Origin of the sequence: Serratia sp. 14-2641, from assembly GCF_001692375.1 — a bacterium.
Taxonomy (GTDB): Bacteria; Pseudomonadota; Gammaproteobacteria; order Enterobacterales; family Enterobacteriaceae; genus Chania; species Chania fonticola_C.
Window position 1 is genome coordinate 17,053 of record NZ_LXKR01000040.1, and the last position, 25,700, is coordinate 42,752.

The 25,700-nt window shown below is 52.1% G+C and carries 21 protein-coding genes and 1 pseudogene; 12 read left to right on the forward strand and 10 right to left on the reverse strand.

The genetic code is table 11. The features are described 5' to 3' along the window. Window positions 1-165: 165 nt before the first annotated feature. A complete protein-coding gene (locus A6U95_RS14740) occupies window positions 166-3,171 on the reverse strand; it encodes a Tn3 family transposase (protein ID WP_065684986.1) in 3,006 nt (1,001 codons plus the stop codon). A 163-nt stretch (window positions 3,172-3,334) separates the two neighbouring features. On the opposite strand from A6U95_RS14740, the gene A6U95_RS14745 reads away from it, so the two are divergent. Continuing rightward, a complete protein-coding gene (locus A6U95_RS14745; protein ID WP_065684987.1) occupies window positions 3,335-3,901 on the forward strand; it encodes a recombinase family protein in 567 nt (188 codons plus the stop codon). An 80-nt stretch (window positions 3,902-3,981) separates the two neighbouring features. On the opposite strand, the gene A6U95_RS14750 is transcribed toward A6U95_RS14745, so the two are convergent. Genes A6U95_RS14750 through A6U95_RS14760 form a run of 3 tightly spaced genes read right to left on the reverse strand, consistent with a single transcriptional unit; the run spans window position 3,982 to window position 8,474 of the window. After that, the gene (locus tag A6U95_RS14750) at window positions 3,982-5,346 is read right to left on the reverse strand and encodes a TolC family protein (protein WP_065684988.1); all 1,365 of its coding nucleotides are present in this window, start codon (window positions 5,344-5,346) and stop codon (window positions 3,982-3,984) included. Between the two features lie 3 nt (window positions 5,347-5,349). After that, window positions 5,350-7,296, reverse strand: a complete 1,947-nt coding sequence (locus A6U95_RS14755; RefSeq protein WP_065684989.1) for a MacB family efflux pump subunit — start codon at window positions 7,294-7,296, stop codon at window positions 5,350-5,352. Next, window positions 7,293-8,474 carry an efflux RND transporter periplasmic adaptor subunit gene (locus tag A6U95_RS14760; protein ID WP_065684990.1) on the reverse strand — a complete coding sequence of 394 codons (1,182 nt, stop codon included), beginning with the start codon at window positions 8,472-8,474 and terminating at the stop codon, window positions 7,293-7,295. The genes A6U95_RS14755 and A6U95_RS14760 overlap by 4 nt, the downstream gene beginning before the upstream one ends. Window positions 8,475-9,171: 697 nt before the next feature. Here A6U95_RS14760 and A6U95_RS14765 point away from each other — a divergent pair. Then, the gene (locus A6U95_RS14765) at window positions 9,172-9,987 is read left to right on the forward strand and encodes a hypothetical protein (protein WP_065684991.1); all 816 of its coding nucleotides are present in this window, start codon (window positions 9,172-9,174) and stop codon (window positions 9,985-9,987) included. Between the two features lie 83 nt (window positions 9,988-10,070). Further along, window positions 10,071-11,147, forward strand: coding sequence for a DUF4238 domain-containing protein (locus tag A6U95_RS14770; RefSeq protein WP_083196376.1), 1,077 nt, complete (start codon window positions 10,071-10,073; stop codon window positions 11,145-11,147). 728 nt (window positions 11,148-11,875) lie between these two features. On the opposite strand, the gene A6U95_RS14780 is transcribed toward A6U95_RS14770, so the two are convergent. The 3 genes from A6U95_RS14780 to A6U95_RS31490 form a co-directional block, all read right to left on the reverse strand. Further along, window positions 11,876-13,495 (reverse strand): AIPR family protein, encoded by a 1,620-nt coding sequence (locus A6U95_RS14780; RefSeq protein WP_198927299.1) that lies wholly within the window; start codon window positions 13,493-13,495, stop codon window positions 11,876-11,878. A gap of 408 nt (window positions 13,496-13,903) precedes the next feature. After that, window positions 13,904-15,019, reverse strand: coding sequence for a hypothetical protein (locus tag A6U95_RS14785; RefSeq protein WP_065684993.1), 1,116 nt, complete (start codon window positions 15,017-15,019; stop codon window positions 13,904-13,906). Window positions 15,020-15,083: 64 nt separating this feature from the next. Then, complete coding sequence (locus A6U95_RS31490; RefSeq protein ID WP_241810663.1) at window positions 15,084-16,070, reverse strand: hypothetical protein; 987 nt, start codon at window positions 16,068-16,070, stop codon at window positions 15,084-15,086. Window positions 16,071-16,623: 553 nt separating this feature from the next. Between A6U95_RS31490 and A6U95_RS14795 the strand changes: the two genes are divergently transcribed. The 5 genes and pseudogenes from A6U95_RS14795 (at window position 16,624) to A6U95_RS31780 (ending at window position 20,722) form a co-directional block, all read left to right on the forward strand. Beyond that, window positions 16,624-17,547, forward strand: a complete 924-nt coding sequence (locus A6U95_RS14795) for a hypothetical protein (RefSeq protein ID WP_065684994.1) — start codon at window positions 16,624-16,626, stop codon at window positions 17,545-17,547. 96 nt (window positions 17,548-17,643) lie between these two features. Next, window positions 17,644-17,997, forward strand: coding sequence for a hypothetical protein (locus A6U95_RS14800; RefSeq protein ID WP_065684995.1), 354 nt, complete (start codon window positions 17,644-17,646; stop codon window positions 17,995-17,997). A gap of 33 nt (window positions 17,998-18,030) precedes the next feature. Next, the gene (locus tag A6U95_RS14805) at window positions 18,031-18,684 is read left to right on the forward strand and encodes a hypothetical protein (RefSeq protein ID WP_065684996.1); all 654 of its coding nucleotides are present in this window, start codon (window positions 18,031-18,033) and stop codon (window positions 18,682-18,684) included. A gap of 114 nt (window positions 18,685-18,798) precedes the next feature. Then, the gene (locus A6U95_RS14810) at window positions 18,799-19,482 is read left to right on the forward strand and encodes a site-specific integrase (RefSeq protein WP_241810664.1); all 684 of its coding nucleotides are present in this window, start codon (window positions 18,799-18,801) and stop codon (window positions 19,480-19,482) included. A gap of 431 nt (window positions 19,483-19,913) precedes the next feature. Next, window positions 19,914-20,722, forward strand: a pseudogene (locus A6U95_RS31780) (tyrosine-type recombinase/integrase). A 160-nt stretch (window positions 20,723-20,882) separates the two neighbouring features. On the opposite strand, the gene A6U95_RS31205 reads toward A6U95_RS31780, so the two are convergent. The 3 genes from A6U95_RS31205 to A6U95_RS14830 all read right to left on the reverse strand — a co-directional run bounded on the left by A6U95_RS31205 (window position 20,883) and on the right by A6U95_RS14830 (window position 22,725). After that, window positions 20,883-21,497, reverse strand: coding sequence for a hypothetical protein (locus tag A6U95_RS31205; RefSeq protein WP_065684998.1), 615 nt, complete (start codon window positions 21,495-21,497; stop codon window positions 20,883-20,885). A 341-nt stretch (window positions 21,498-21,838) separates the two neighbouring features. Further along, window positions 21,839-22,096 (reverse strand): hypothetical protein, encoded by a 258-nt coding sequence (locus tag A6U95_RS14825; RefSeq protein WP_065684999.1) that lies wholly within the window; start codon window positions 22,094-22,096, stop codon window positions 21,839-21,841. After that, window positions 22,090-22,725, reverse strand: a complete 636-nt coding sequence (locus A6U95_RS14830) for an AAA family ATPase (protein ID WP_048795501.1) — start codon at window positions 22,723-22,725, stop codon at window positions 22,090-22,092. The genes A6U95_RS14825 and A6U95_RS14830 overlap by 7 nt, the downstream gene beginning before the upstream one ends. Window positions 22,726-23,183: 458 nt before the next feature. Between A6U95_RS14830 and A6U95_RS14835 the strand changes: the two genes are divergently transcribed. The 4 genes from A6U95_RS14835 (at window position 23,184) to A6U95_RS14850 (ending at window position 25,374) form a co-directional block, all read left to right on the forward strand. Continuing rightward, entirely contained in the window at window positions 23,184-23,828 is a 645-nt protein-coding gene (locus A6U95_RS14835) for a DNA methyltransferase (RefSeq protein WP_065685000.1), read from the forward strand. A gap of 16 nt (window positions 23,829-23,844) precedes the next feature. Next, window positions 23,845-24,066: a hypothetical protein gene (locus tag A6U95_RS14840; RefSeq protein ID WP_065685001.1), complete on the forward strand. Its 222-nt coding sequence runs from the start codon at window positions 23,845-23,847 to the stop codon at window positions 24,064-24,066. A gap of 422 nt (window positions 24,067-24,488) precedes the next feature. Next, window positions 24,489-24,914 (forward strand): antirestriction protein, encoded by a 426-nt coding sequence (locus A6U95_RS14845; protein ID WP_065685002.1) that lies wholly within the window; start codon window positions 24,489-24,491, stop codon window positions 24,912-24,914. Window positions 24,915-24,969: 55 nt separating this feature from the next. After that, on the forward strand, window positions 24,970-25,374 hold the full coding sequence (locus tag A6U95_RS14850; protein WP_065685003.1) for a DUF1380 family protein: 405 nt from the start codon (window positions 24,970-24,972) through the stop codon (window positions 25,372-25,374). The last annotated feature ends 326 nt before the right edge of the window (window positions 25,375-25,700 follow it).

Genomic DNA, 25,700 nt, shown 5'->3' on the forward strand with positions numbered 1-25,700 from the left:
TTCTCTTTTTTCACGTCAAAACCGAAAATCGGTGAAACTGGAAGCAAGAGGTACCCCGAAGACTCCGAATAAAATTTTTTCGGGTACCGACATCGTAGGCGCGACTGTTAATAATGGAGCCAAATCGGTATAGGGGTCTGACGCTCAGTGGAACGAAAACTCACGTTAAGCAACGTTTTCTGCCTCTGACGCCTCTTTTAATGGTCTCAGATGTCCTTTGGTCACCAGTTCTGCCAGCGTGAAGGAGTAATGGCCGAGCATATTGATATGTCCGTGGCAAAGCGGGGAGAGGCGTGCGATATCTTCATCATTCAGTGTTTCACCCTGCGCCCGGAGATGATCCAGTGCTGCCTGCATATAAATAGTGTTCCATAACACGACGGCGTTAGTGACCAGCCCCAGTGCTCCCAACTGATCTTCCTGACCGTCGGTATATCGTTTTCTTATCTCACCTTTTTGACCGTGACAGATGGCTCTGGCAACTGCATGGCGGCTTTCTCCCCGATTAAGCTGGGTCAGAATGCGCCGGCGGTAATCTTCATCATCAATATAATTAAGCAGATATAGCGTTTTGTTGATGCGCCCCACTTCAATGATTGCCTGCGTCAGTCCGGAGGGACGTTCACTTTTCAGCAATGAACGGACTAGCACTGAAGCCTGTACTTTGCCCAGCTGCAGGGAACCTGCAGTCCGGATCATTTCGTCCCACTGAAGGACTATTTTTCGGGGAACTGATTGCCCTCTGGCAATATCATTCAGCACGCCATAGTCGGCATCATGGTCCATTCGCCAGAAAACCGAAGCACCGGCATCAGCCAGGCGCGGAGAAAACTGGTATCCCAGCAGCCAGAAAAGGCCAAAGACAAGATCGCTGGCCCCGGCGGTATCGGTCATAATTTCGTTTGGATTCAACCCGGTCTCCTGTTCCAGAAGTCCTTCCAGCACAAAGATAGAGTCCCTCAGCGTCCCCGGTATAACGATGCCATGAAAGCCGGAATACTGATCGGACACAAAGTTGTACCAGGTGATCCCTCTGTTATTACCAAAGTATTTGCGGTTCGGTCCGGCATTGATTGTTCTGACTGGCGTAACAAAGCGCATTCCATCTGCAGATGCCACTTCTCCTCCACCCCATATCTGTGCCAGTGGCAGCGTTGCTTGAAAATCAACCAGTCTGGCATTAGCGCTGGTGATAGTTTCAGCCCGAAGATAGTTCGCTTTTGTCCAGTTCAGCCGGTGTCGGGTCAGTGCAGGAACATTTGATCTGATCAGTGGTTCCAGACCGATATTGCAGGCTTCAGCCATCAGCACGGCGCTGATGCTGACGGGCAGATCATCAACTCTGGCACTGGCTTCACTGGCGTGGAAAAACTCATCAGCAAATCCGGTATGGGCGTTAATTTCGAGCAGCAACTCCGTTAAATCTACCGGAGGGAGCAGATCACTGACCATTTTGCTCAGTCGTTTCAGACTGTCCGGCTCATCAAGACTGGCGAGGGGAGAAATTGTCAACCGGGGCTTCGGGCCAGAAACATCGAGTTCGACAGCCTCATTTTCGCCAAGACGTGCAGCAACCTGTCTGTAACGACTATCAAGCTGATGACCCAGAGATTTTATTGCTTCCTGCGGGTCTGTTGGGTGCCCCAAAGAACGATAAACCTTAATCCGGTTTGCCTGCCAGTCAGCACCCTGTAGTAATCTTGCACGGGGATCTCCCCACCGGTTACTGCCGGTAACGTAGACATCCCTCCGTCTCAGACTATCCTGCAGTTTACTGAGAAAGCAGATCGTGTATCCCCTGCGGGTGATATGTTTTTCCTTGTTAATCACCAGCCGTTTCCATGACCGACTGATGATTTCCGTTGGTGCGTCGTCAAAAAACTGCCGCCGTGAGCTGAACTCCCGGCTGAGGTAGTCACAGGCATTCAGAGTGGTAACCCCGGCAGGTGCGGATGAAAATTTAACGGTATTCAGCAGATGGGGCAGGAAACGACGAACGCGCCCGTACTGCTCCACCATTTCATCATGAAAGTTATCGTCTGAGGGGCGGGCAATTTCACGGACAAGCGCGATGATGTCGGCCAGTTTTTGCCTGGGGATGTGGCTGAACACCTCAGCCCGGATTGATTCGTCCGGCGTTTCTTCTTTCAGCAGGTACGAACACGCGCTGGCGAGCGCCAGTGCTGATTTATCGAGATCTTTCAGCGATCGGAGCCGTTTTTTCTGCCCAATCTTTCTGGCGTCACGGATGATGACAGCCAGCATGGCGTCCAGAACGTCCAGTGCATCATCCAGCGCCAGCGTCTCCCATGAAAGGACAAAGGCAACCAGTATCGCAGTTCTTTTCTGCGGTGCCATCCTCGCAATATTGAACACCGAAGTCATCCCAGCATAACGAGCGAGATTCTTCAGACGTACTGTCGGGATCGCATTCAGGCTTTCATTATGAAGGCCAAAATCGCTCAGCGTTTTCCAGCGATAAATTGCCTCATTAAACGCCGGGCCGCTGATGGTGACCGGGCCTTTCTTCAGTGATTCCAGTAAAGACAGGCGGCCGGAATCAGCGGGGTCCAGCAGCGTCTCCAGCTGTGAACGCTGCACGGCAGACGGTATCATTGCCAGCCTGTTCCACAGGCGCAGCGTTGCCTTTTCCCTTACCTCTGAAATCAGTCGGGTCAGCGTGGTGGTGCCGGGGAGAATAATTCTGTGCTGCATTAGCCACCCTGTCGCCAGGTCGAAAAGCAGGCCGGGACGTTCGTTGCTTATCCAGCTCCGGGTATATAAAAGACGGGTAAGACGAAAAGTCCAGGGCCAGGCAAATTCACGATAATCATAATACTGACGTATCAGCGCGGCATGCTCACGGCGGGTATTTTCTCTCTGGCCGTATTCTGCCAGCACGGTGATATCATGGATCGCGAGCTGTCTGGCGATAAAATGCCGGACGCCGGAAGGAATATGATTCATATCGGTAAGAAAGGTGCCCAGAAAACGCACGCTCCCTATTTGCAGGGCAATTCCCAGACGGTTGTGATCGCCTCTGCTTTTTCCGATAAATTCCTTGTCTGCTTCATCAAGATGAAAATAGCGTGCCAGCTGAAGCTCATCCGGTTCACCGGTGAACCGGCCATAGCCTTCAGTCTGCTCAGTGGTCAGAAAATCAACGGGCATATCGGGCTCCCTGCCTGACGGGCATCTGTTAACAATTCCGCAACCGTCCGAAATATTATAAATTATCAGACAGCATAAAACGGCAGGCACAGACTGTCTATTAAATCGTATTTTTGCCATAATAGACACAAGATGTCTGATATTCGATTTAAGGTACATTTTTATGCGAACTTTTGGTTATGCACGGGTCTCAACCAGTCAGCAATCCCTCGATATCCAGATTAAGGCACTCAAAGATGCAGGGGTGAAAGCCAACCGCATCTTTACCGACAAAGCATCCGGTAGCCATACTGACAGAGAAGGACTAGACCTGCTGCGTATGAAGGTGGAGGAAGGTGACGTCATCCTGGTCAAAAAACTCGACCGACTTGGCCGCGACACAGCCGATATGATCCAACTCATAAAAGCATTTGATACTCAGGGGGTCGCTGTACGGTTTATTGACGACGGAATCAGCACTGACGGTGAAATGGGAAAAATGGTGGTCACCATCCTGTCGGCCGTGGCACAGGCCGAACGCAGGAGGATCTTAGAGCGCACGAATGAGGGCCGGCAGGAGGCCAAGCTGAAAGGCATTATATTTGGCCGCAGACGTACCGTGGATAGGGACACAGTGCTGATGCTTCACCGAAAAGGCACTGGCGCAACGGAAATTGCCCGCCAGCTCAGTATTGCCCGCTCCACTGTTTATAAAATTCTGGAAGGCAATAAAATGATGCAATCAGCCTGAACTGACAGATTAATCGCATGATAATAAATAGTTTTAATCCATCAGATGTAATCTCCAGCGAAATGCGCTTGGAAACCCAACTATTGCTGTGAACCGCCAAACTCCAGATAGATTTTTGCCAAATTCTGGTACTGATTAAAGTGGTTTTCATCAAGTGAAAGCTCGGCCTGACGGCGTTTCTCCTGCGCATCCAGCCAGAAGGTAATGGGCACGGCACCCTGTTGGTAGCGGACTTCATTTAGCCGTTCTGACTTTCTCGCAAGTTCAAGCGCATTACGCAGATGTGTCTCCTGTGCCAGCAGTTGGGTGCGGTAAGAAAGCGCATCGTCGATACCGATCATGGCTTTGTAAAGTGCCTGCTTAAACTCCAGTACACGCTGCTCGTATTCGTTGCGAACGATCTTGATATCTACCTCTCTTTGCCGCCATTCCAAGAACGGCAGTGTCAGACTTGTCCCTACAGAGCTGACAGGATTATGTAGGAATGTCAGCAACGAGGAGCTGGAGGTTCCCAGAGAACTGGTCAGACTAAACGCCGGGTAATACTCTGTTCGTTTTATATCGACGTTCGCAAGCGCCTCGCGCACCCGCCACTCTTTGGCACTAATATCTGGTCGGTGGCTCAGCACGCTTGCCGGGATACCCGCACTTATCTGCGGCATGGGTCCCGCTGGCAGTCGTGCAGGTTCAACGACCGGGCTACCTGGCGGAGCACCCAGCAGTAGCGCCTGCTCATTAAGTGCCTGAAGGCGCTCGTGCTTGAGCGCTATAAGGCGATTTTCTTGGATCAACAGGCTCTGTTCGGCGTCGGCCACATCCAGTGACGAAACACTGCCTGCGCGGTAGCGAGCGTTAGCCAGCCGCAAGGTCTCTTTGGCATGGTCGATACTCTGTTGAAGCACATTCACTTGCTGGTTGATAAAGCCGATCCGCCAATAGTTTTTGCTGGCGTCGGAGAGCAGCGTCAGGCGCGCGGCTCTTAAATCCTCTTCCGTCGCCTGGCTTTCCCATTCCGCAGCGTCCTGCTGGCGCGCGATTTTGCCCCACAGGTCGACCTCATAGCTGGTGCTAAAGCTGGCAGAACTGCTTTTCGTCCATGCTGATGAATGGTTAAGCTCATTCGTACCACCAGTGTTCAGCGCAGCGCGCAAACCGGGATCGTTAACGATGCCAACTCGCTCCGCATTAAGCCTGGCACGGTAGACACGCAGCGCGGCGCCGGCAACGTCGTTGTTGCTTGCCATAACCTGCCGGATCCAGTTATCAAGTTGAGGGTCGTTAAACGCCTTCCAGTCAAACGGCACCGTCGTGCTGATATTGTCATCTTTGTGCCAACTGGCCGGGTAATTAACATGAGGCGTCCGGTAATCGCTTTTCAGGCTGTTTCCGCAGCCAGCGCTGAGTGCTGCGGCGAGGCAGACGGCTAAAGGTGATAAAATTTTCATGGGTTACTCGCTGGCCAGTGAAACAACCGGATCCATCCTTGCCGCCTTGCGGGCGGGGAGATAACCGAAGATCATGCCGATTAACGTTGAGCAGAAAAACGCGGCAGCAGCGGCCTGCCAGGAGTAGATAACCGTTAGCTTCCCTCCCGCCAGTGCGGTAAGCAACGGCCCGGCGGCATACGACAGTGCGATACCTAAAGCGCCACCGATCAGGCATACCAGTACAGCCTCAATCATAAATTGCTGCATAATGTCACTGCGCCGCGCGCCAACGGCCATGCGCACGCCGATTTCATGGGTACGTTCGGTGACAGAAACCAGCATAATGTTCATCACGCCAATACTGCCGATCATCAGGGAGATAGACGCTACCATCAGGATCAGAATGCTGAAGGTCATCGAGGTACGCTCGATAGATTTTCGAATCTGCTCGAAGTTGTAGACTTGGAAGTCCTTAACACCGTGGCGCTGGGTGAGCAGTTGAGTAATCGCACTGACCGCAGCCTCGTTAGCGACATCGTCCTTCAGCCGGATGCTGATGCCATTCAGCACTGGCTTGCCCACGATGCGGTACATTACCGTGCTGTAGGGCATCCAGACGTTGATGCGGTTTGCCTCATATCTCGAGCTATTGCTTTTGGCGATGCCGACTACCCGCGCCGGAACGGAGCCAAGAAAGACAGTTTGCCCCAGTGCTTCCAGCCCCGCGTCATCGAATAACGCCTTACGCGCGTTTTCGTCGATAATCACTTCCTGCAACGCATTGCGGTCATCCCGGAAGGTTGCCCCCTGCAAAAGTTCAATGCCGTTGACGCGAAAGTAATTGCGCCCAACTCCATTGATTGAGGCGGTGGCAGATTTGCCGCGAAAGCGGATTTTATCTGAAGCGCTAACCTCAGGACTCACGCTGTCGACAAAGCGCTGCTTCGCCAATGCATCCGTATCCGCCGGAACCAGAGTACGGATACTGTCACTGTCGATGCTGTCGTCGAAGAGATCCCGGCCGGGATAGATCTTGACTACGTTAGTACCAAGATCCTTGATCTCCTCCAGCGTTTGCTGCTTGGCACCCTCGCCCAGGGCCACCACCGCCACTACTGCGGCGATGCCGAAGATAATGCCGGCCATGGTTAACGCCGTGCGCAGGCGATGTGCGTTCATCGCTTTCAGCGCCATGTGCAGCGATTCGCCTGTGCGATCAAGCAGGCTTTGCCAGCGACTTTGTGGGGTGCGGTTTGGCGACGGTAACGATCCCGAGGTGGTCACGCGGCTGCCGCTATCAGAGATGATCTCGCCGTCCCGCAGCTCAATAATGCGCTGTGCGTGCTGCGCTACTTTCATATCGTGGGTGACTATCACCACCGTGTGTCCGCGCTGGTTGAGCTCACTGAGAATGGAAAGCACTTCCTGCCCGGATTGTGAATCCAGCGCGCCGGTCGGTTCATCTGCGAGAATAATCTCGCCCCCGTTGATTAACGATCGCGCAATACTGACACGTTGCTGCTGCCCACCGGAGAGTTCGCCTGGCTTATGGTGTTCACGGCCTTCCAGCCCCAGTCTGGCAAGCAGCGCAGCGGCTCGCTGTCGGCGAAGGTCACGCTGGCTGTTTGCGTAAATAGCGGGGATCTCGACGTTGCCGAGCGCACTCAGATCTGGCATCAGGTGGTAGCGCTGGAAGATAAATCCAATATGTTCGCGGCGCACTCTTGCCAGCTCATCCGGGGAGAGATGAGCCGCATTCTTGCCGTTGATGAAATAGTCACCACAATCCGGCACATCGAGGCAGCCCATAATATTCATTAGTGTGGACTTGCCAGAGCCGGAGGCGCCGATGATCGCGACCAGTTCACAGGCGGCGATGCTCAGGGTGATATCCTTCAGCACCGTCAACGTCTCTCCGCCGTTGGTATAGGTGCGACTGATACCCTTTAGCTCGATAATATTGCTCACAGGATGAACCCTTCCCCGGCCGGTTTCTCACCCGGCTGCGACAGCACCACTATTTCCCCGGCCTTTAAGCCTTTAAGGATCTGAATGTCGACACTATTGGTAATCCCAGTTTTCACCTCACGGGTTTCCAGCTTGTTATCACCGGTCAACACCTGTACCTGCTGTTTATTCCCTTCAACTTTATGCACGGCCTGAATCGGCACCAGCAGTGTATTTTTGGCTTCACCTACCACTAACGTTACCTGCGCCGTCATGGCGATGCGTAGTCTGTTTTCAAGGTTTGGCACGTTTAACAGCGCGTTGTAGTACACGGATGCATTCGATGTTCCGGAACCGGAGGCGGAGCTACTGCTGGCAAGGGGATCATCTTTCATCACCGACTCAGGTGCTAGCTCCACGCTGCGCAGCGTGGTGTCATAGCGGCGGTCAGGGTCGGAGAAAATGGTGAAGTACGCCTTTTGCCCTGCGACAATACGGGTAATGTCGGCTTCAGAAATTTGGGCCTTGATGGTCATTATATCCAGCCGGGCCAGCTTGATGATGGTTGGCGCACTCTGGCTTGAGTTCACCGTCTGTCCCTGCTGAGTCACCACCGCAATCACGATGCCGTCCATCGGCGCTAGTACTCGGGTATAGCCCAGATCGACCTTTTTCTTGTCGACTTCAATCTGCGCCTGCACCAGACGAGCGTTAAGGGACAACAACTCTGCGCGGGTAGTCGCCAGGGTAGCCTCGGCAGATTCAAAATCTTCACGTGAGCTGGCATCTTCGCTCAGCATGCTTCGCTGACGCTTGAAGCGCAGCTCAGCCTGCTTCAGCAGCGCCTGTTTAGCCTGCAAGTCGGCTTTTACAACGTTCAGCGCCGCCTCGGCGTTACGCAAATCATTACGTTGCGGCACATCATCAATGTCAGCTATCAACTGCCCTTTGGTTACGTGGTCGCCAAGTTTCACTTTCAGCGACTTCACCTGACCGGAAACCTGAGCACCGACATTGACGCGTTCAATCGCGTCTATTCGCCCGGTGGCCAGAACGGCATTTTCGATGTCGCCTAGGCGTGCCGGAGCGGTAACGTAGTTCGACAACTGTGGACTCTGCAGATAAATGGCCACTGTGGTGATGATGATAATGAGTAAGGCTGCAACGATAAGCAGCATGCGGCGAGAAATGAATTTCATTAGCATTGTGCTCAAGTATTCCATGACAATAAAAGCAGCGATCCAAACGGTTCACATTAACCTCTTTAGCTTCTACGAGAGGTCAACACATAGCCAATAAGTTCGTGAGAAAAGCGGGAACAATCCGGCGATAGTTTGTAGCAACATCGATTCTTCACGGCCCTTAGCCCCGATGATTGTGGTGAAGCTACCTTGTTCAAAGGCACGTTTAATCTGCTTGGTCAGTGGCTGCCCGTGGTGGCTGGTCGGCAGGTTATCCTATTAAGTCATAGCGCTAGTCACGCCCGACTAATCGCTGGCCCACAGCTAGCACGGCAGTGACATAGGCGAAACGAATAAACCAGACTGCACAAAGAGTGTGCACCGTAAAAGGCGAGAGATCATAGAACTACATCAACTGACATAACACAACACATAAATTGATGTGAAAATTGGGAAGCTAAATTGAAAAATTACTCGGCCTATGTGTTGAGGCATGTAAAGGTGAAGTGATCTTACCCAGCAGACGAGAGAGAAACTACACACGAGAACTAAGGGTAAAAAGCAGAAAATATGCGGATAAAAAAGCTGCTGGTCACCTTATTAGTGACCAGCATTATCCTCACAGGATCCTTTTTATAATCGCAGTACCAAAATCTCTTAGCGTGAGTTTTCGTTCTACTGAGCGTCAAACCCCGTATATGACGTGAGGTGAACCATGATTGATAACACTAAAGATGTTGCTGCTCAGGCACTTCAGATTCTGAAGGAAAAACTCAGTGACTGGCGGGATGGACCTGAACCAGTCTGGAACTCCACGTGGTCGGTTTTTGAGCGAATGATTACCCGCCACGACGAAATGAAAACTGTGTACGTTGAACTGCAGGAAAAGAATGTGGGCGGTCAGCGACTCTGGGTACTGCTGGAACAGTGCATTTTTGCCGGTACGTTCGCTACAGAAAGTAATCATGCGGTTCTGCGCGCTGATTACAGAGAGCTGCAGCTGCTTAGTGAGGAAATATCTTGTGCGGCTATACGGCTGGAAATGATGCTCCGTCGCAGAAGTGACATTCTTAACAGGAGCGGTAGTTTCAGTATCGACAGGCTAGTTCGTCTGACAGATTACATTGATGAGGCTGGCCAGGAAAATGGATTATATCGCAACTATATTCAGCCGCGGCTGCATGATCTTAATGACTTTGACCTGAAATACTGGCCGGATATTGCCGATTTGCTGCAGGTGTTGGGGGGGCAAAGTGCAGAGGTGTATTGCCTGGATGGCGCAACTGAGGCGATCGTGGAAGCGCGACGTGCATCGTTGACTGATTTTTTTAAGGAATTTTTCAGGCGATTGCATGATATTTCAGACGACTCTCTCTACGGGCTTCCGGGCGGGTTCAGGTTATCAAACAGTTCGGCAGCGACTCTTTGTAATGTTATCTGCGATCGGCTGCCTGATCAGATGATTGATGAAGGGTATGTCAAGCGTCTCCGGCAAAGACTAAGAGAACAAGGGGTTACAGTGATGTGGTAAGGTTCTGTTCACCACGTAATAGATACGCGCAGCCACGGCGAACGTACAGGCGACCCTGCGCTGCCCATCAAGGAGATATTTTCATGGCCGAACCATTAAATCTGCAGACCGACGTCGTCAGGCAGCATACGGTCCCCCGTTTTTTGCTGAGGCACTTCAGTGCGCCGGGAAAGGGAAAGCGCCGGCGGCTGCACGCCTTTGACAAGGCAACCGGGCGCGCCTATGCCACCACACCCGACGACGCCACCGTACGGAACACGTTCTACAACCTCGACGATCACCCCGAGCGGCTGAGCCTTGAGCCGCTACTGGGGATCTACGAGCATGACGCCGCGCCGGTGATTGCGGCGCTGCTGGCGCACAGAGATATCCGTCGGCTGACTGATGACGAGCGGTATAAGCTGGCCGTGTTTGTGGCCGTGCAGCGCGCACGCACTTTTGGTGAGCAGCAACGCATCTCAGGTATGATCTCAGTGCTCACTGACAAGATCGCTGCTATCGGCGCAACACAGGACCAGGTTGCTGAAGCGCTGGGCTTCTCGCCCGAGCACGATATCAGGAATATTTTTCTGCATCAGCTCGTGCAGCAAACGTCTCACATAGATCACCTGCTGGCCAAGGACTGGTATCTCTATGAGAGCCCGCCCGATCATCCGTTCTATGTGTCTGACAATCCTGTGGTACTACAGAACAGCAATGACTTTGGGCCGTACGGTAATCTCGGACTGGCCGTACGCGGCATAGAAATATATCTGCCGCTATCGTCCTCGCTGATGCTGGCCATGAACTGCCCCTCCCTCCGGGAACAAAAGATCCGCCAGAAGCAGCAGATTGAATTTCTCCTTGCGCACGCGCCGCAACGAATCCCGTCTCACATGCGCCCGTTTGAAATACTTGAGCACGTCCGGGGTTTCATGGACTACCTTCTCATGCCGTTGCGCCCGGAGAATGTCACACGGTATAACGCGCTGCAGGTAGAGTTTGCAGAACAGTATGTGTTCTGCGGGAAAAACGATTTTTCTCTGGCCCAGTTGATGCTAGCTGATGACGAACGATATCGGACAGGCCCTAGGTTTAATGGGACGGATGGCACTCGTTCATTCTCACCTGGCGGTGATATCCTTGGCTGCGATCGAGGAGATGTACCTCGATCTGGATAATGCACAGTACGTAGATGTTTTCGCCAACGCTGATGATACGGACTGAGCTGAGTCACTCTGGTTTAGAATCTTACATAAGAAAAAGGCCACCGGAGGGGCCTCAGATCGATTACCTCGTTGATCCCGTAGCTGTACACATCAAGCTCGCAGTGGCCGTCAACAAAGAGGAATCCTGACTCGATTATTTGACGCAATACCGTATCCGGCAGTTTGCTGGCTGCCAACTAGGTGACATGATAGGGATTATTCGTACCGACAGGGCTGTTCATAAAAGTACGGCTCACATAGGGCAGATATTTCCTCTGCGTAGCGGACGGCCACCCCCTATCCAGTGCACAGGTTCTGATCGTGCCGAGGAGCGCAATTTTTGGATTGAGGAGATGGACCGCCTCATGGGCAACCTGGTAGAAGAACTGTTCCCAGCTGTCATAGCGCCAGCCAATACAGACCCCATAATCGTAATCTTTTGCGAGAGGGTGCCCTGGATGAAACGAAATCACCTGCGAATTCATCACCCCCCTATTCTTCACGCTGGAGGTTGTAGAAGGGCGTCGTAAAGGTGGTAAGCGGGAACTGCATAACGCCGTATGGTGTCCGAGTTCGCGTCACAACCCTGTTATGCGGAACGGAGAAAGGTGAATACCGGCCGCCTGGACTCCATGTGGGAAAGGTTTGTCCTCTCCCTGAAAGCCGCATAAGCGGCCTTTTTACATCGAGTTGGAAAGATATTAAGGCTGGTACTCTGAATCAAGGATACTATTTAAATAATCCCTGAAACGTACCTGAATCATTTTGCGGGCATCAGTAAGATTAACTCCTCCAGTATCAAATGATTCCAGCACCCGCTCAAGAGTATCTATACATTGCTCGTAACTCATGTCTCTTCGCATATTGCTCATATATATTATGTAAAAGATCTTTTGCTCTATTTTTTGAATGCTGTCTGTAGAGGATGCATATGCTTTTTTGATATCAAAGTAACGTTCAATTATTTCAGGAGCCTGGGAGATGTTAAATATTTTCTCATTAAATATTTCGTCGTAATATTTTCCAAAAATGTGCTGCTTCTGGTTAGATGATTTTTCTGGACTTCCCTGCAAAGCAAATAATATCTGTCCGAATTGTTCCATGCTGATCTTATAGCGATAGTCCTTTTTATCATCAATGCCAGTATCGCCATTTTTTCTGGAGTAGATAATCCCATGTTCATCAAGCAACTGTTCAAGCTGAATTTGCAGTGTACTCAGTGATTTCAGATCAATATTAGATATGGAGTTCTGGCTGTTAGTGTACTCTGCTATTTTATTGGCTGTTTCGCTGCTGGATGCATTAAATATACGAACAAGTATTTCACTCTCGGAAAGGTACTCAGTAATATGGGATTTGTCCGCCGCATTAAAATCATGAAGTGTCCTGAGTGTTTGCCCCCCGTTCAGCACCTGCACACCAGTCAGGCTTATACGAACCTTACGGTTTCCGTTAACTGGGTGCGCTTTGATATCTTCAGCAACTATAGTTAATCCATTGTTATACATGAAAAATTTACCAGGCTCTTCGCGCAGGGTTCTGGCAATTGCGGCATTGTAGCGTGAACGTTGAACCAGTCCACGGACATTATCAAACAGTACACCAAAGTCGATTTTTTCAAAAGCAAGCTGGTCTATGTTTTCACAGTTATGATCAAGTCTCAGATCGGTGTTTCTGCATGTCATTCTGATCACATCAGCTGCATTCAACCTGACAACATATGACTTTGATGTTGAAATGGAACTTTCCGAGTAAGACATTAAAGCATCATTATCTATTATCAGTTCGGCATTTATGGGCGCGGGGCGTATGGACATCATACTCGCTATTTGAGGAAGACAGACAGAAATCACCTCCATGTCATAAAAAGCTTTCAGCTGTTGTATGGCACTTTCGTCGTGCTCTATCGGCACCGCCTCATTGCTGATCATATAGAGGGATAGCTTCCAGACATCATTACCGTTAAGTTTTTGGTTAGCGGAATTAACACAGGCCCGGATTTTTCCTTCCAGACCGTTCGTGCTGTCGTTCATGATGCAGTTAACTAATTTTGTTGACACAAATGCATCATTGAAGCTTTGCTTTTGCTCTGGCTTATGATTTTCTCGGAACTTAAAATTAAATAATCTTATTTCTTTGCTTTCTTCATCAATGTAAAAGGCGTCAATCCCATGGTCATCATATCGTTGTCCTGATATATAGGAGTTGTATTCGGTATCAGTAATATATTCGCTGATGATGTCAATATCTTTTTCGTTGCAGAGGGACTCTAACATAAATAAATAAATAAAATCCAAATCTCTGCTGTAGTTTTGTTTCAATCACAGGTTGTGCGAAGTTGTTTGTTTTACTGAATGGATCGAAATATTTCTGACATTTAATATTCAGCAATTTGAAATCATTGATACTGACATACGACATACAGGATTCCTTACGGCCAGGGATGTTTGTTGTGTATTATGCCTTATCAACGTTATCAGTGTCTCTGCTATTCCGCCATTATTGTCCTCTCGCTTTTCCCTGGGGTATGCAGATGAGTATGATCCCTGTGTACGTGAACTGAAACGGGGCCGTCGCTGACCCCATGAGGTAATGTTGTGCAATTGCGTTGTTGCCTGGCCACACGGCACAACACAAGGGCTGCATTCTGGTGTTGACCACATTGTCCGGAACCTTCCATATAACTCACGGAAGGTTCTTTCCTGTATATGTTATTCAGCCAGCGGAGGTTATGTTTTATCCGGTAGTGAAGGCGTATTCTGGCGGAGGGAAAATGTTTGTTCACGTAGCAGCGCTATTGATTCAGAGTCACTTATGGCTCCACGTTCAAGATCCTCTCCCCGCATTAGGAGGTTATCCACATTGGCAATCATGTTGAGCACTGACCTGACGCTACTGACCAGGTCCCTGTCAGCCTGAGTTCGCCTTACCTGATGAAAGTTGCGGGAACACAGGTTGTTCCTCGAGTATTCATCAAAATGCAGCGCCAGTCTGTCGGCATCATTATCCTGCATCCATTGTCTATTCTCATCCTTACCAAAAACCCGCTGGGCATAGTCGTCGTATTCCGGATTTTGAACATCAAACCCGAAGACCAGTTTTTTCAGGACGACCATTAACTTGGAACGCAGGGTCTTCAGGGTTTCCTCATAACCCATGTACAATTCCTGACAGAAGCAGACGGAAATAATGTTCAGTCGATTCATCATCTCAATCAGTGCAGGAATAAACTGCTGTACCCGTGACTGCCGCAAATCGGGGTAGGTAATCTTCTTCACATACCAGTACTGATGGGAACGACTGCCTGCCTGGTAGTCCTTATAACTTTTTGTCAACGTGTCCCGGCCCCAGTCAAAAGTGATCTCTGCGCTGTCAAAATAATCGTTAATCAACACATCGATCATTCCGGCAAGCCTGGCCGCTAACAGTCCCCCCGTCTCCATTATCCTCTCAGCTCTGTCCACATCCCCGGATTTCAACGTTTCGTAACGGAGGAAAAAGTGGCTAATTTCCCCGCTCAGTTGCCCCATTGCGGTGTCTGTCTGGAAATCAATTTTTCCCTCAAGTTGCCTGAAAGCCTGTGATACAGAGTCCTCGAAGCGCCGAAAGCCTTCTCTAATCTGTGACGAAATCAGTTGCTGTGATACGAAAATTTCATTATGTATGGTCACGAATAACGCCGGGGTGTAATCGTTATTCTCCTCTTTCACGACGGTCTTCAGATTCGCCACTATTCTTCCTTTTGCCGTGTCCTGGACAACGGCACCGATAACCCGCAATGAACCATCCGCGAGTTTCTCTTTTACTCCCGGTGGCAGGGAGGCTTTGAGGTCAATGGATTGCATTTGTTTGATCCTTTTCAGTCAGTTCGTCAACACTGTAGTAAAGGCCGCCACAGCGGCCTGGGGTTTACAACATGTTGACAGGAATGGTTGACGCATAGGCCTTGAGGGGTTCGTCAACGTAACGGACGAGCTCTACCGCGACTTCCGTTAACGTCTGGGTGTCTCCTATCTGGGGGGCTTCAACGCTGTAACAGTGCAGTGAACAGGACTCTTCCCGGAAACGGAACCCCATACCGAGTACATTGTTGGGAAAAATTAACGGGGCACCATAGCCCGGGTCAGGCGTCAGAATGTGGCCATTACAGATAGGCAAGGTGAACAGCTGGATTGCGTCAGCCGGCAGAGCCCGGGTGTTCTCAGTGCGCAGCGTCAGCAGGACCTGTCTCAGCCCTTTTTCACCATCTTCGCCCTCGAAAATCTCTGCCTGGCTGTAAACACCTTTCGCCCGGGCCTGATAAAGACGCTCTGCAGGATCAAGATCTAAAACACTGCGCAGCTGGTTGATCTGTTGGTAATAATCCTGCCGGCGATACCATTGCCCCCAGAAGCGGGCAATGCTGGCCCAGAATGCTTCAATCGTCTGGTCATCACGACGGGCGACATCACAGAACAGCGCAAAATACAGCGCAGTGCCGCCGTAGAACTGCTGCCCCCGCGGCATCACCTGGCTGGTTCGCATGCGTAGATACTGTGCATTGCGGAGCAGAATACGGGTCAGGTCGTCTTCCGTACGGATCCCCAGCAGATCGCGGTAGGCGGCCTCGAACTGGGGGGCCGGCGGAGCAGCGTTCCAAGCCGGCAGGACAAGACTGCCGTTATACTGGGCGATGTCCTGATCCAGGGAAGCGACCAGCGGGCTCTTGAGACAGAATACGTGGATAATGCTGCCCATGCTGGCATTGACCATCTCACGCAGCAGCGCGGACTGGTTAATGTCCCGTGCTTTGGCCACCTCCTTCAGCGCCTGGCCCTGATCGGTCGGGATACCCTTGAGCGAGACCGACACCGTCCCCTGGGACTCGTTTTGTTCAGATGACGTATGAATGTTCAAGATGAGCACCTCTTTGACGTTTGAAGCTAAAAAGTTAATTTTCCCATAGAATGGATTTTTAACGCCATTTCTTGGTTGGTATTACTTTTATCAAAATGTATTACCAATGCAAGATATTTATTACCTTTTCTCTGATTCTTTCATTCAGATCCGATTTCTGGTGGTCCCGGATCTTTCAGAACTGCACCGTCGCGCAGCGGCGCGGAAACACAACATGTGCCACCCCTTCAGCGGAGTTTTCTTCTAGATGTTGTGTTTCCCTCTTCTTTCGTGACCCGCCGCGCAGGGGCGAAAAAGGGCGCGTTGCGGCTTTCGGCACCGTGGTACACTTCCGGAAAGTTTGAAATAGAAGAAGAATCGGATCATACCGGGACGGGTATCCGGTAATTTACTTGAGTGATTACTCCCTACCTATGTAGTTATGAAAATTGCCTTATGTATTCATTTTGAATCTTTTTGTATACTTTGTGTGGCTTTTGACTATTAATAGTGGTGTGAGTATTTATTGCGCTATTTTGCATACAATGTAGGCATTGAGAGTTGGAGAGAAGATATGGCTAAGATCCAGGCGCGAAATGTCGATGACGCGTTATACCAGCGCATCGAAGCCTCAGCGATGCGGCATGAGCGTTCGTTAGAGGGCGAGATCCGTATTGCCCTGCGTGAGTATTATGCGCCGAAAGAAGCTGATGATGCTCCGCCGTGCTCGCTTCGTGAACAGTGGCAGCAGCAGACCGGTCACCGTCTGCAGTGGCTTTTTGATCGGCTTATTGCCGATGGCTACCTGGATAAATGGAAAAGGGAGCGCCCTGCCGGGATCGCGGATTTTGTCCGGGTAAGCCGACAGTTGCACGCCAGTCCAGGGCAATTGATGGATCTGATTGAAGGTCGCCGTGAAATGACGCATGGGATGGCCGATGAACTGGCCAAGCAGTTCAGTGCAAACAGTGACTGGCTACTGACCGGAGAAGCCTCACCGTTCAGCGTCACCCGTATGGGCAGCAGTGGGTACAGCGAGTTTTTTCTGCCAGCGGATAAGGGGGAATATACCTTTGAGCTGCTCCGTATCAAACAGGGCCGTCATGAAGGTACCCTCATTATCCTGCGAACCCGTACGGATACCGGCCAAACAGCGTTTGGCATTGTGACCGAAGCTTTCTATCTCAGGTCTGGCATGGGCGGTGGCGGCCATGCCCATCTGAAAGCGTTTCTCCTCTTCCTGAAAACGAAATGCGCCCATCTACCGATGAATACCTTCGACTTTACGCCGCCTGAGCCGGATTTTGATTTTTGGTCCGTGATTGGCCATCACCATCCGGTGTGGTTCCAGGATGCGGATCTCCGTTCAACGGCCCGCTGGTTGCAGCAAGTGTTTAACGGTGACGATCCGGGTGACTGGTTTGAAGGGTGGTCATCAGATTTGAACGATATCGCGGGTACGCCGTTCGGCGGCAGTGCAGAACATGACGTTGAGTAACCAGCAGGAAACAGAAAGGGCGAACTTCGTCACCTGCGTGAATAATGAGGTGGTTGCGGGGTGTGACAATTTTACTGTTAACAAAAGGAGTTCAGGATGGGACGTTCCGTTAAGGTTGAAATTAGTGGAAGGGAGTTCCCTTCCAAAAAAGCCGCTGTGGACTATTTCATGGATCAGCGTGAGGCCGTGAAGGGATCAGGCCCGATCCGTGAAGGGCATTTATTTGAGGATCTCAGGGAGCTCTATACCCGCTATTGTGAACTTACAAAATGGGAGCTAGGTAACCGGGAAATTTACGCCTTCAGCGTGGACTATGACCCCCGTCATACCGACCAGAACTATGGCTCGTATCTGTGCTACTGGGTCCAGTTTTCACCAAAGGACAGATTGTCCTTTTCTGTCAGAGAAGCGGTGGATGAGATCGCCAAAACTGCTGCTGAACAACCCTGACAGTGGGCGGGATTTCTCAATAAAGGAACAAATATGGCTGACTGGATTATTGTTACAGAGGGCGTGAAGGTCGCCAAAGACAGCGTCAGTCTGTGGCCGCAGATAATTACGGCGGTTTCAACCATTACCGCTGCGCTGGGTGCTGTTAGTCTGACGCACCGCTTTACCCGCAAGAGGGAGCAGGCGGCTGCTGAGCAGAAAATCGCGGCCGATCGCTATTTCATTGCCACCGAGCTGGTTTTCAAGCTGGAAGACTATGCCGAGACGTGTGCGACTGTCACCCAAGATGATGGTGAGCCGGATGAGCGCGGTTTTTATCGTGCTACCACCCGAGTACAGCCGCTCGAATTTGACGATGTGACCGGCGACTGGCGCGCCCTTCCAGCTTCGGTCATGTACCGTGTGTTGGAGTTCCACGTTCTTCAGCCCGAAGCCAGTGGTGCGATAGCTCACGCCTATGATCATGACTCTCCTCCCGACTTTTCCTGGGCTTTTCGTGAAAGGCAGTACCAGTACGCGCGTCTCGGTCTGCGGGCGCTGTTCCTGGCCAAGCGTCTGCGCAAGATCACCGGCATGCCCTCTTCCCGCCTCGACAAGTATCTCTGGTCGCCCCAGAACACGCTGTGGCAATGCTGGCGCACAGAGCGGAAGTTTAGGAACAAACTACGACTTAAAGAGGGATCATGAATGACCGGTCTATTACCGACAGGATTCATCCCGGCGTTGCCTGGGCAACAGAACTCCTCGCTTGTGTCGCTACCGGTTGCTATCGATTACCCAGCGGCGTTAGCGCTGCGGCAGATGGCGTTGATCCACGATGATTACCCGAAGTACCTGTTGGCCCCAGAGGTCAGTGCCCTGCTCCATTACGTGCCAGATCTACACCGGAAAATGCTGATTGCCACTTTGTGGAACACCGGCGCGCGGATCAACGAGGCGCTCGCGCTGTCGCGGGGGGATTTTTCGTTAGAACCGCCCTACCCGTTCGCGCAGTTGGCCACGCTCAAACAGCGGACAGAGAAGGCGGCGCGAACTTCAGGTCGGCTACCGTCCGGCAGTTCGGTGCACCGCCTGGTGCCGCTGTCTGATCCACAATACGTCGCGCAGCTGCAGACGATGGTGGCCACGCTGAAAATTCCGCTGGAGCGCCGTAACAAACGCACAGGCAGAATGGAGAAAGCGCGCCTCTGGGAGATCACCGACCGGACTGTCAGGACCTGGCTGAACGAGGCCGTTAACGCCGCCGCGGCCGACGGCGTGATGTTCTCCGTACCTGTGACACCGCACACGTTCCGCCACTCCTACGCCATGCACATGCTGTATGCGGGGATCCCTCTGAAGGTGTTGCAGAGCCTTATGGGCCATAAGTCAGTGAGCTCGACGGAGGTGTACACGAAGGTGTTTGCGCTCGACGTGGCTGCACGGCATCGTGTTCAGTTCCAGATGCCGGAACTTGACGCCATTGCCATGCTGAAAGGAACATGAACGTATTACTAACCTTCGATTGCGAGCCGTTACAGATACAGGTGAGATTTTGGAGTGGTCTGTCGTTGTAGCCTAAGCCCGTATCCTATTCAATAAGCCCCGACTGGGGCTTATCCTTGTCTGTTCGCCCGGATTCGGGTTTACCGGCAGTTTACCGAACGGTACCCCCTACCCGACCTGGCAGCGCGAAATCCTCTATCTAGTGGCTTCCGCTGCTGACCGGCGTACTATATCTTGTGTCGGTGGCGGAATATCCCCGTCTCAGGACTTATCAAGAACGCCGCTGGTCAGTGTCATGAAATCGGTTAAACTTCCATGAGTAACTATTTAACCGAAGGTTGGTCCGGACCAGAATAATTATTGTGAGCGATCACCTGGCGCGGATACGGCAAAATAGACGCAGAAAGACATTGATTGCGGATAAAGAAAAAATGCGCCCTGCCCCTCTGCAAAACTCTCAGATTTTACGTAGCGCGATCGGTTGTGGTCTGCTGGCTACCGATGACCGTTATGTCCGTGCCCTCACCTTGCGCAACCGCGCGGCGGTGCACGGTGACCTGCCCTACTACCTATTGCCACCGGAAATCGCGGTCTTACTGTCCTGTTGCCATGACCTGGAAAAACGCACCCTGTTCGAGTTGTTGTGGAATACCGGCGCGCGGATCAACGAGGCATTGGCCGTGCGACCGACTGACGTGGAGTTTGATGCATCGCAGGCGTTCGTGACGCTGCGTACCCTCAAACAACGGCTGCACCCCAAAGTGGGACGGCCGGCAACGGTGAAACTAAAAACACGGGTCAGGCAGACAAGAAGCCCGTGCGTGCGGCCTCGGCGGTCAAACGCACCGTGGCCCTGGACGATGCGCCCTTTGCCGCCCGGCTACATGACCATATCCACACCTTCACCGAACACAAGACCAAACCCATCTGGCCAGTGACCGATGATACAGCTCGTAACTGGCTGAAGAAGGTACTGCTCGAGGCCGATCGTCAGGGCGTGCGGTTCAGCCTGGAGCGCATCACCCCACACACCTTTCGGCACAGCTTTGCGATGCATTTATTGTTTCATGGGGTGGCGCCACAAACCCTGCAGGCGGTGATGGGCCACAAGGACTTCAAATCGACGCAGGTTTACCTGAAAGTATTCAGTCTGGATTATGCTGCAAACCGGGGCAGCGTACCGTTCTCGATGGACGCGGGTGTGGCGGCGGAGATGCTGCAGCTGGCCGGAAATGGTTAAAAACTAGTGCCATAATGGTGTTTTTTTGATGTCTTTTTGGTGCTAATTTGATGCTAGGTTTTCTGATCGTCCTTACGATTGAGTGAACATCAATGTTGTGATTAATTGGTGCTATATTGGCGTGATAGTGGTGCCATTTTGGTGTTTTTAAGGCTCCTTTTTAGTGTTTCTTTGACTCCACTTTATAGCGCAGATGACGCGGTAGGACTGCGCCGGCATACTGGAAAAACAATGTCTGAACAGCCACTGGCGACGTAGACCGATGCCCGATACCTCGCTGCAGCAACTGAGCGTCACGGTGATTATAGGTATGAACGGGTAACCGCTCGGCGCCATTGGCCAGTAGCCAAATGGTCCGGGTGATCCCATTGGTAAAGCTGAGTGCAGGAACCGGCAAACCACGCTCCAGAATAAATCGGCAATGCGGATCGGCTAGCGGTACCGGGTTACCCGCGCCGTGGGAAAACCCCTTTTCGGCTTCGTGAAATTTACGGTCACGTCGCCACGCGGACTCATCTCCGCGACTGAGTTCTGGCACGATTGAGTTTGGATTATTGCGCCAGGCTGACAAGAGTCTGTGCCGGTCGGCAATGACAATATGACTTTCACTGGTGTCCGAAAGCGCCTGTTCCATAAAGGCAAACTTTCCCTGGCGCAGTGGGATTTTGAAGCGGCAGTATATGGTGTCGTTGAACCTGCAACTGAATACCCCCTCGAGCAGGTGCTGAGGGTAGTCTTTCACGTCAATGTGTTTGCTGATTAAATCTGGTGTCATATTGGTATTCCTTGGGTGCTTTTTTGGTACCAATTAAGTGCCCTACTGGTACTGCATTTTCCATTTATGTGGCATCTGGATAGTGTCTGGTACTGTTCAGTCAACGTGTTCACTGCCAGGCATCAGTCTGACATACCTTGCCAGTGCTGGCCAAATGCGAGGAAATTAAACAGAGGAAGATATTGACCAGTTTCGGTTGGGTCTTCTTTGTACGTGGAGTAAAGAGTGGTCAGCACGATGTGGTGTAGTGAACGCTGGGTACATGAACAATACTAAAATGGTGCTTTATTGGTACCAAAAAGGAGCCTTTTAGGCTCCTTTTTAGTGGTGTTACGGTACTGTTAATCGCTGTTCTCATCATAATATTTTAGGGCATGCCTGATCATGTTGAGTTTGGATCGATTTGTCTTTTTGCACAGTTTTTCGAGCAATTCATACTCGTATTGATTGAACGGTACCCGGATTGCTTTGTAATCCCGAGGCGCTTCACTGTCGGTTTGCATGGGCGGTGTGACGACATGATCCGCAGCGGCGGCAAACTCTTCGATACGTTTTTCCACTGAACCAGGGATGCCGGTAGGTTCTCTGCGCTTTACCATGTCAGCAACTCCTTCACCAGGCTCTGTATTTCGGCCTTAGCCTTAGGGTTCTCCATCTCGACAACGCCACGGCCTTCGGACATACAATCCCGGTACACTTTTCGGTCACGAACTACGGTACTCATCATATCCAGTTCAGGGAAATCCTTCAGGTACTCTTTGGCATCCTGGATCTCATTGATGATGGGGTTGGTCGGCGCCAGAGTCAGCATGGCTATTGCCTTCAATTTAGGATTGAGATCTTTCGCTTCCGTCATGATTTCAGTCAAACGTGGGAGCGTATCCAGATCGGGTTGAGAAGGGCGGAAAGGTACCAACAAAATGTCTGCTGATGTCATCCCGGTTCGTAGTTCTCTGCTGTCACGCCCGGCCGTATCTACGACGACGTATTTATAGCGCTTATCAAGATCAAGCAAGGTGTCGCGGATATTATCGAACTTCTGAATGCAGTGGATCGTAGGGATATCGGTGATGGCATTCCGGTCTGCTATCCAGTTAGCTGCAGTTCCCTGACGGTCCGAATCGACCAGGATAACGTCGTGGCCTTGTCGGGCCAATTCCGCTGCGATATTGACGGCGGTGGTCGATTTACCACAGCCGCCCTTTTGACTTCCGATTAGTATAATCATGATGCCTTTTTAGCTCCTTAATGGTTCCTTATGGGTGCTAATTTAGTACCAATTTAATACCCTGTCAACCATCTTTATGTCTATTATGGTACTGATGCCCTTCCTGTCTTACTTGGTGTTGTTATGGTGCTGTTCTGGTGCCGTTATTGCACTAATTCTTTATCTTCATGGGAAGTGTCATACCCACTTGATAGCCGCCAAACAACAATTCAACGTACTTTTGTTTCCCTTCTTCATTGCCCCTGCAGCCCGATGACATCTTGCCATACCCCGGCTTGGGCGGGGCGACGGGCGTCCCGTCTTCAAGCAGCTTTCGCGGCATATCCTTGCCGCAAGCGGCTGCGGTATTCCACGTCCGCTTGACCCGCAGCGGTGCCTGGCCGCGCTGACATCGGGCAGCAGGGAACGGTGGCCGTACCGGCCTCCTCCTGCACCCCTCGAATGGCGAGGTATTCCTTATGTCCCGATATGTCCTGGGTGATTCCGTGCAGGTGATGGCTGGCTTTCCGTCAAACAGCATTGATTTTGTGCTGACCGATCCCCCTTATCTGGTCGGCTATACCGATCGCAGCGGCCGCAGCATTGCCAACGACAAAAATGATGAATGGGTGCGGCCGGCGTTCCGTGAAATGTTCCGGGTGCTCAAGCCTGACAGTCTGGCGGTGAGTTTCTACGGCTGGAACCGGGTAGATACCTTTATGGCTGCCTGGAAACAGGCCGGGTTCCGCGTTGTCGGGCACATGGTGTTTACCAAACCCTACGCCTCCAAATCGGCCTTTGTCGGCTACCAGCATGAATGTGCCTACATTTTGGCAAAAGGGCGCCCGGCATTGCCGGCTCAACCCCGCTCTGATGTGCAGCCCTGGGAATACACCGGCAATCGTCATCATCCGACCGAAAAGCCGGTGTCCATTCTGCAACCGTTGATTGAGTCGTTCACGCCGCCCGGCGCTATCGTCTTCGATCCCTTTGCTGGCTCTGGTTCGACTTGTGTCGCCGCCGCTCAGGCCGGGCGGCGTTATATCGGCATCGAGCTTTTGGCGCAGTACCACACCATCGGACAGCAGCGGTTATATCGTCTGCGCGCCCAGAACGCGGCATAACAAAGGGAAATCAACGATGAATTATACCGGAAATGAAGACCTGCGCGCCGCTATTGCGGCATTGTCCAACGACATGTGTGAGATGCATCTGCGGCTGCGCGAGCTGGTCAGCGTGTATTTCTGGAACAGCGAGGTGTTGGCTGAACGCCTGGCCGGTCAGATCCTGCGGGACGCGCATGATCGTTACGCCGAAATCTACAGGGCTATCAACGAACTGGATCACCATTTCAAAGATTGAACAGCAGAAGACAGCATACGGGCGGGCAGGGCAACCTGCCCGGGTTGTCAGGAGTAAGCCTACGGACGCAGGGCGCATCGAACGCCCCGCGTCCGTTGAACCGCCACGCGGCCCTTGCCGGCGATGCCGGCGCCGCAAAGGGTGCAGGCTGGGCCTGCCCACACCTTTCTAACTCTTTTTCCTTTGTGACCTCGGTGCAGTGACGGCCTGTGCCGTCCCCAAACGCTAGTCCGGCGCGGTTGTGCCGCAAGGGAAGATGAACCGCCGCCGGCACACGTTCGCACCCGTTGCGGGCATTCAGCCCACAACGGCTTTGCGCTGCGTCTTTGGCGTCGCCCTTGCGCCCCGCCCTCAAGGCCAGACTTTCGAATGGGTACGGCACCAGCCGGTGTCGCGAACCCTGAAACTCTGGAGGTAGTCCCATGCAACATGGTCATTCCGTCACGCTGCAAGTCTGTGAATCCGATCGCCTGTCGTTCCTGCCGGATCTATTTGGTGAGGATTTTTTGCCCGCTGAGATGCAGGTGTATTCCCTCGCCGATCGCTATCTGCCGCAGTACACCGGCGGGTTTTGGCACTTCATCCGTTTACCGGAGGGGGGCGGCTATATGGCACCTGATAGCGATCGCGTGCACCTGATCAACGCCGATAACTGGTTTGACAAGACCCTCAGCGGTGACGCGGCCGGTATCGTATTGACGGCACTGGCCATCAATCGCCGCTGTTGGTTGCATCACGATCGGGGCAATGCCGGACTGGTGAAACTGCTTATGCAGCGGGAAGAGCAGCTTTGGCGCTATATCGAGACGCACCCGGAACGCGCCGACATCTGCCGCGCGCTGGACTGACAGAGATTCGAATACGGGCGGCTATGCCGCCCCTTATAAAGAAGGAGGCAGAATTATGTTTGGTAGTGTGAAAGAAGTGTGTGCGGAATTATTCCGTGAGTATGGCAGCGACGAACCTATTACCGTGCTGATATGGGACGTACACGCCGTGCGCTATTTTGCACAGGAGTGGAACCCAAACGACGGCGATGTGCTGGCAATACTGGAAACCATTGGCTGCTCTGATATTGAGAACTATCAGCGGTACGGTATCAATCAACAATACATTCAGGATGCAATGACGAAAATCGCCGATAGCCGCAGGCGGACTCTACAGGTCGAGGTGAGCGCCAGTGCGCTGGAAACCGTGTTAGAGCTGGCTGCAATTACTATAGATATAGACGACCCGGAAAATTGGGATGAGGACACAGCCAGAGGGCAATGTGCTATCGAGGCATTGCGGGCCGCGTTACATCCTTGAGTTACACAGACAAAGGGCCGTCAGCGTGGCGGCCTGCTTGCCCTAGCGTACTTTGGCCGCGCGGAAAACCTTGCTAGCCGCCTTCGGCGTCAGGCTACCGAAGATGGCGGCTGCGCCGCCCTCTTTCTCTGCTGTGCGGGAGGCTGCTTAGGGGGATGGGTCAGGACGGTTTATCGTCCTGGTAGAGTGATGCTTGCTGTTTCTGCATTTTTGGTGAGGGGGCTCTGTACTGAGTGGATACCGGTATCGGGCGTCCGGGCGGGCTGTCGTGCTGCGCATGGCGCCGGCACACCGTCGCCCCCCTGCGGGTCGGGTAGCAGTAGCAC

What these genes read in the sequence shown, in the direction of transcription:
- A6U95_RS14740 (WP_065684986.1), bottom strand. Translation starts at nt 3,171, where the DNA reads ATGCCCGTTGATTTTCTGACCACTGAGCAGACTGAAGGCTATGGCCGG.
- A6U95_RS14745 (WP_065684987.1), top strand. Translation starts at nt 3,335, where the DNA reads ATGCGAACTTTTGGTTATGCACGGGTCTCAACCAGTCAGCAATCCCTC.
- A6U95_RS14750 (WP_065684988.1), bottom strand. Translation starts at nt 5,346, where the DNA reads ATGAAAATTTTATCACCTTTAGCCGTCTGCCTCGCCGCAGCACTCAGC.
- A6U95_RS14760 (WP_065684990.1), bottom strand. Translation starts at nt 8,474, where the DNA reads ATGAAATTCATTTCTCGCCGCATGCTGCTTATCGTTGCAGCCTTACTC.
- A6U95_RS14765 (WP_065684991.1), top strand. Translation starts at nt 9,172, where the DNA reads ATGATTGATAACACTAAAGATGTTGCTGCTCAGGCACTTCAGATTCTG.
- A6U95_RS14770 (WP_083196376.1), top strand. Translation starts at nt 10,071, where the DNA reads ATGGCCGAACCATTAAATCTGCAGACCGACGTCGTCAGGCAGCATACG.
- A6U95_RS14785 (WP_065684993.1), bottom strand. Translation starts at nt 15,019, where the DNA reads ATGCAATCCATTGACCTCAAAGCCTCCCTGCCACCGGGAGTAAAAGAG.
- A6U95_RS14795 (WP_065684994.1), top strand. Translation starts at nt 16,624, where the DNA reads ATGGCTAAGATCCAGGCGCGAAATGTCGATGACGCGTTATACCAGCGC.
- A6U95_RS14800 (WP_065684995.1), top strand. Translation starts at nt 17,644, where the DNA reads ATGGGACGTTCCGTTAAGGTTGAAATTAGTGGAAGGGAGTTCCCTTCC.
- A6U95_RS14805 (WP_065684996.1), top strand. Translation starts at nt 18,031, where the DNA reads ATGGCTGACTGGATTATTGTTACAGAGGGCGTGAAGGTCGCCAAAGAC.
- A6U95_RS14810 (WP_241810664.1), top strand. Translation starts at nt 18,799, where the DNA reads ATGGCGTTGATCCACGATGATTACCCGAAGTACCTGTTGGCCCCAGAG.
- A6U95_RS31205 (WP_065684998.1), bottom strand. Translation starts at nt 21,497, where the DNA reads ATGACACCAGATTTAATCAGCAAACACATTGACGTGAAAGACTACCCT.
- A6U95_RS14825 (WP_065684999.1), bottom strand. Translation starts at nt 22,096, where the DNA reads ATGGTAAAGCGCAGAGAACCTACCGGCATCCCTGGTTCAGTGGAAAAA.
- A6U95_RS14830 (WP_048795501.1), bottom strand. Translation starts at nt 22,725, where the DNA reads ATGATTATACTAATCGGAAGTCAAAAGGGCGGCTGTGGTAAATCGACC.
- A6U95_RS14835 (WP_065685000.1), top strand. Translation starts at nt 23,184, where the DNA reads ATGTCCCGATATGTCCTGGGTGATTCCGTGCAGGTGATGGCTGGCTTT.
- A6U95_RS14840 (WP_065685001.1), top strand. Translation starts at nt 23,845, where the DNA reads ATGAATTATACCGGAAATGAAGACCTGCGCGCCGCTATTGCGGCATTG.
- A6U95_RS14845 (WP_065685002.1), top strand. Translation starts at nt 24,489, where the DNA reads ATGCAACATGGTCATTCCGTCACGCTGCAAGTCTGTGAATCCGATCGC.
- A6U95_RS14850 (WP_065685003.1), top strand. Translation starts at nt 24,970, where the DNA reads ATGTTTGGTAGTGTGAAAGAAGTGTGTGCGGAATTATTCCGTGAGTAT.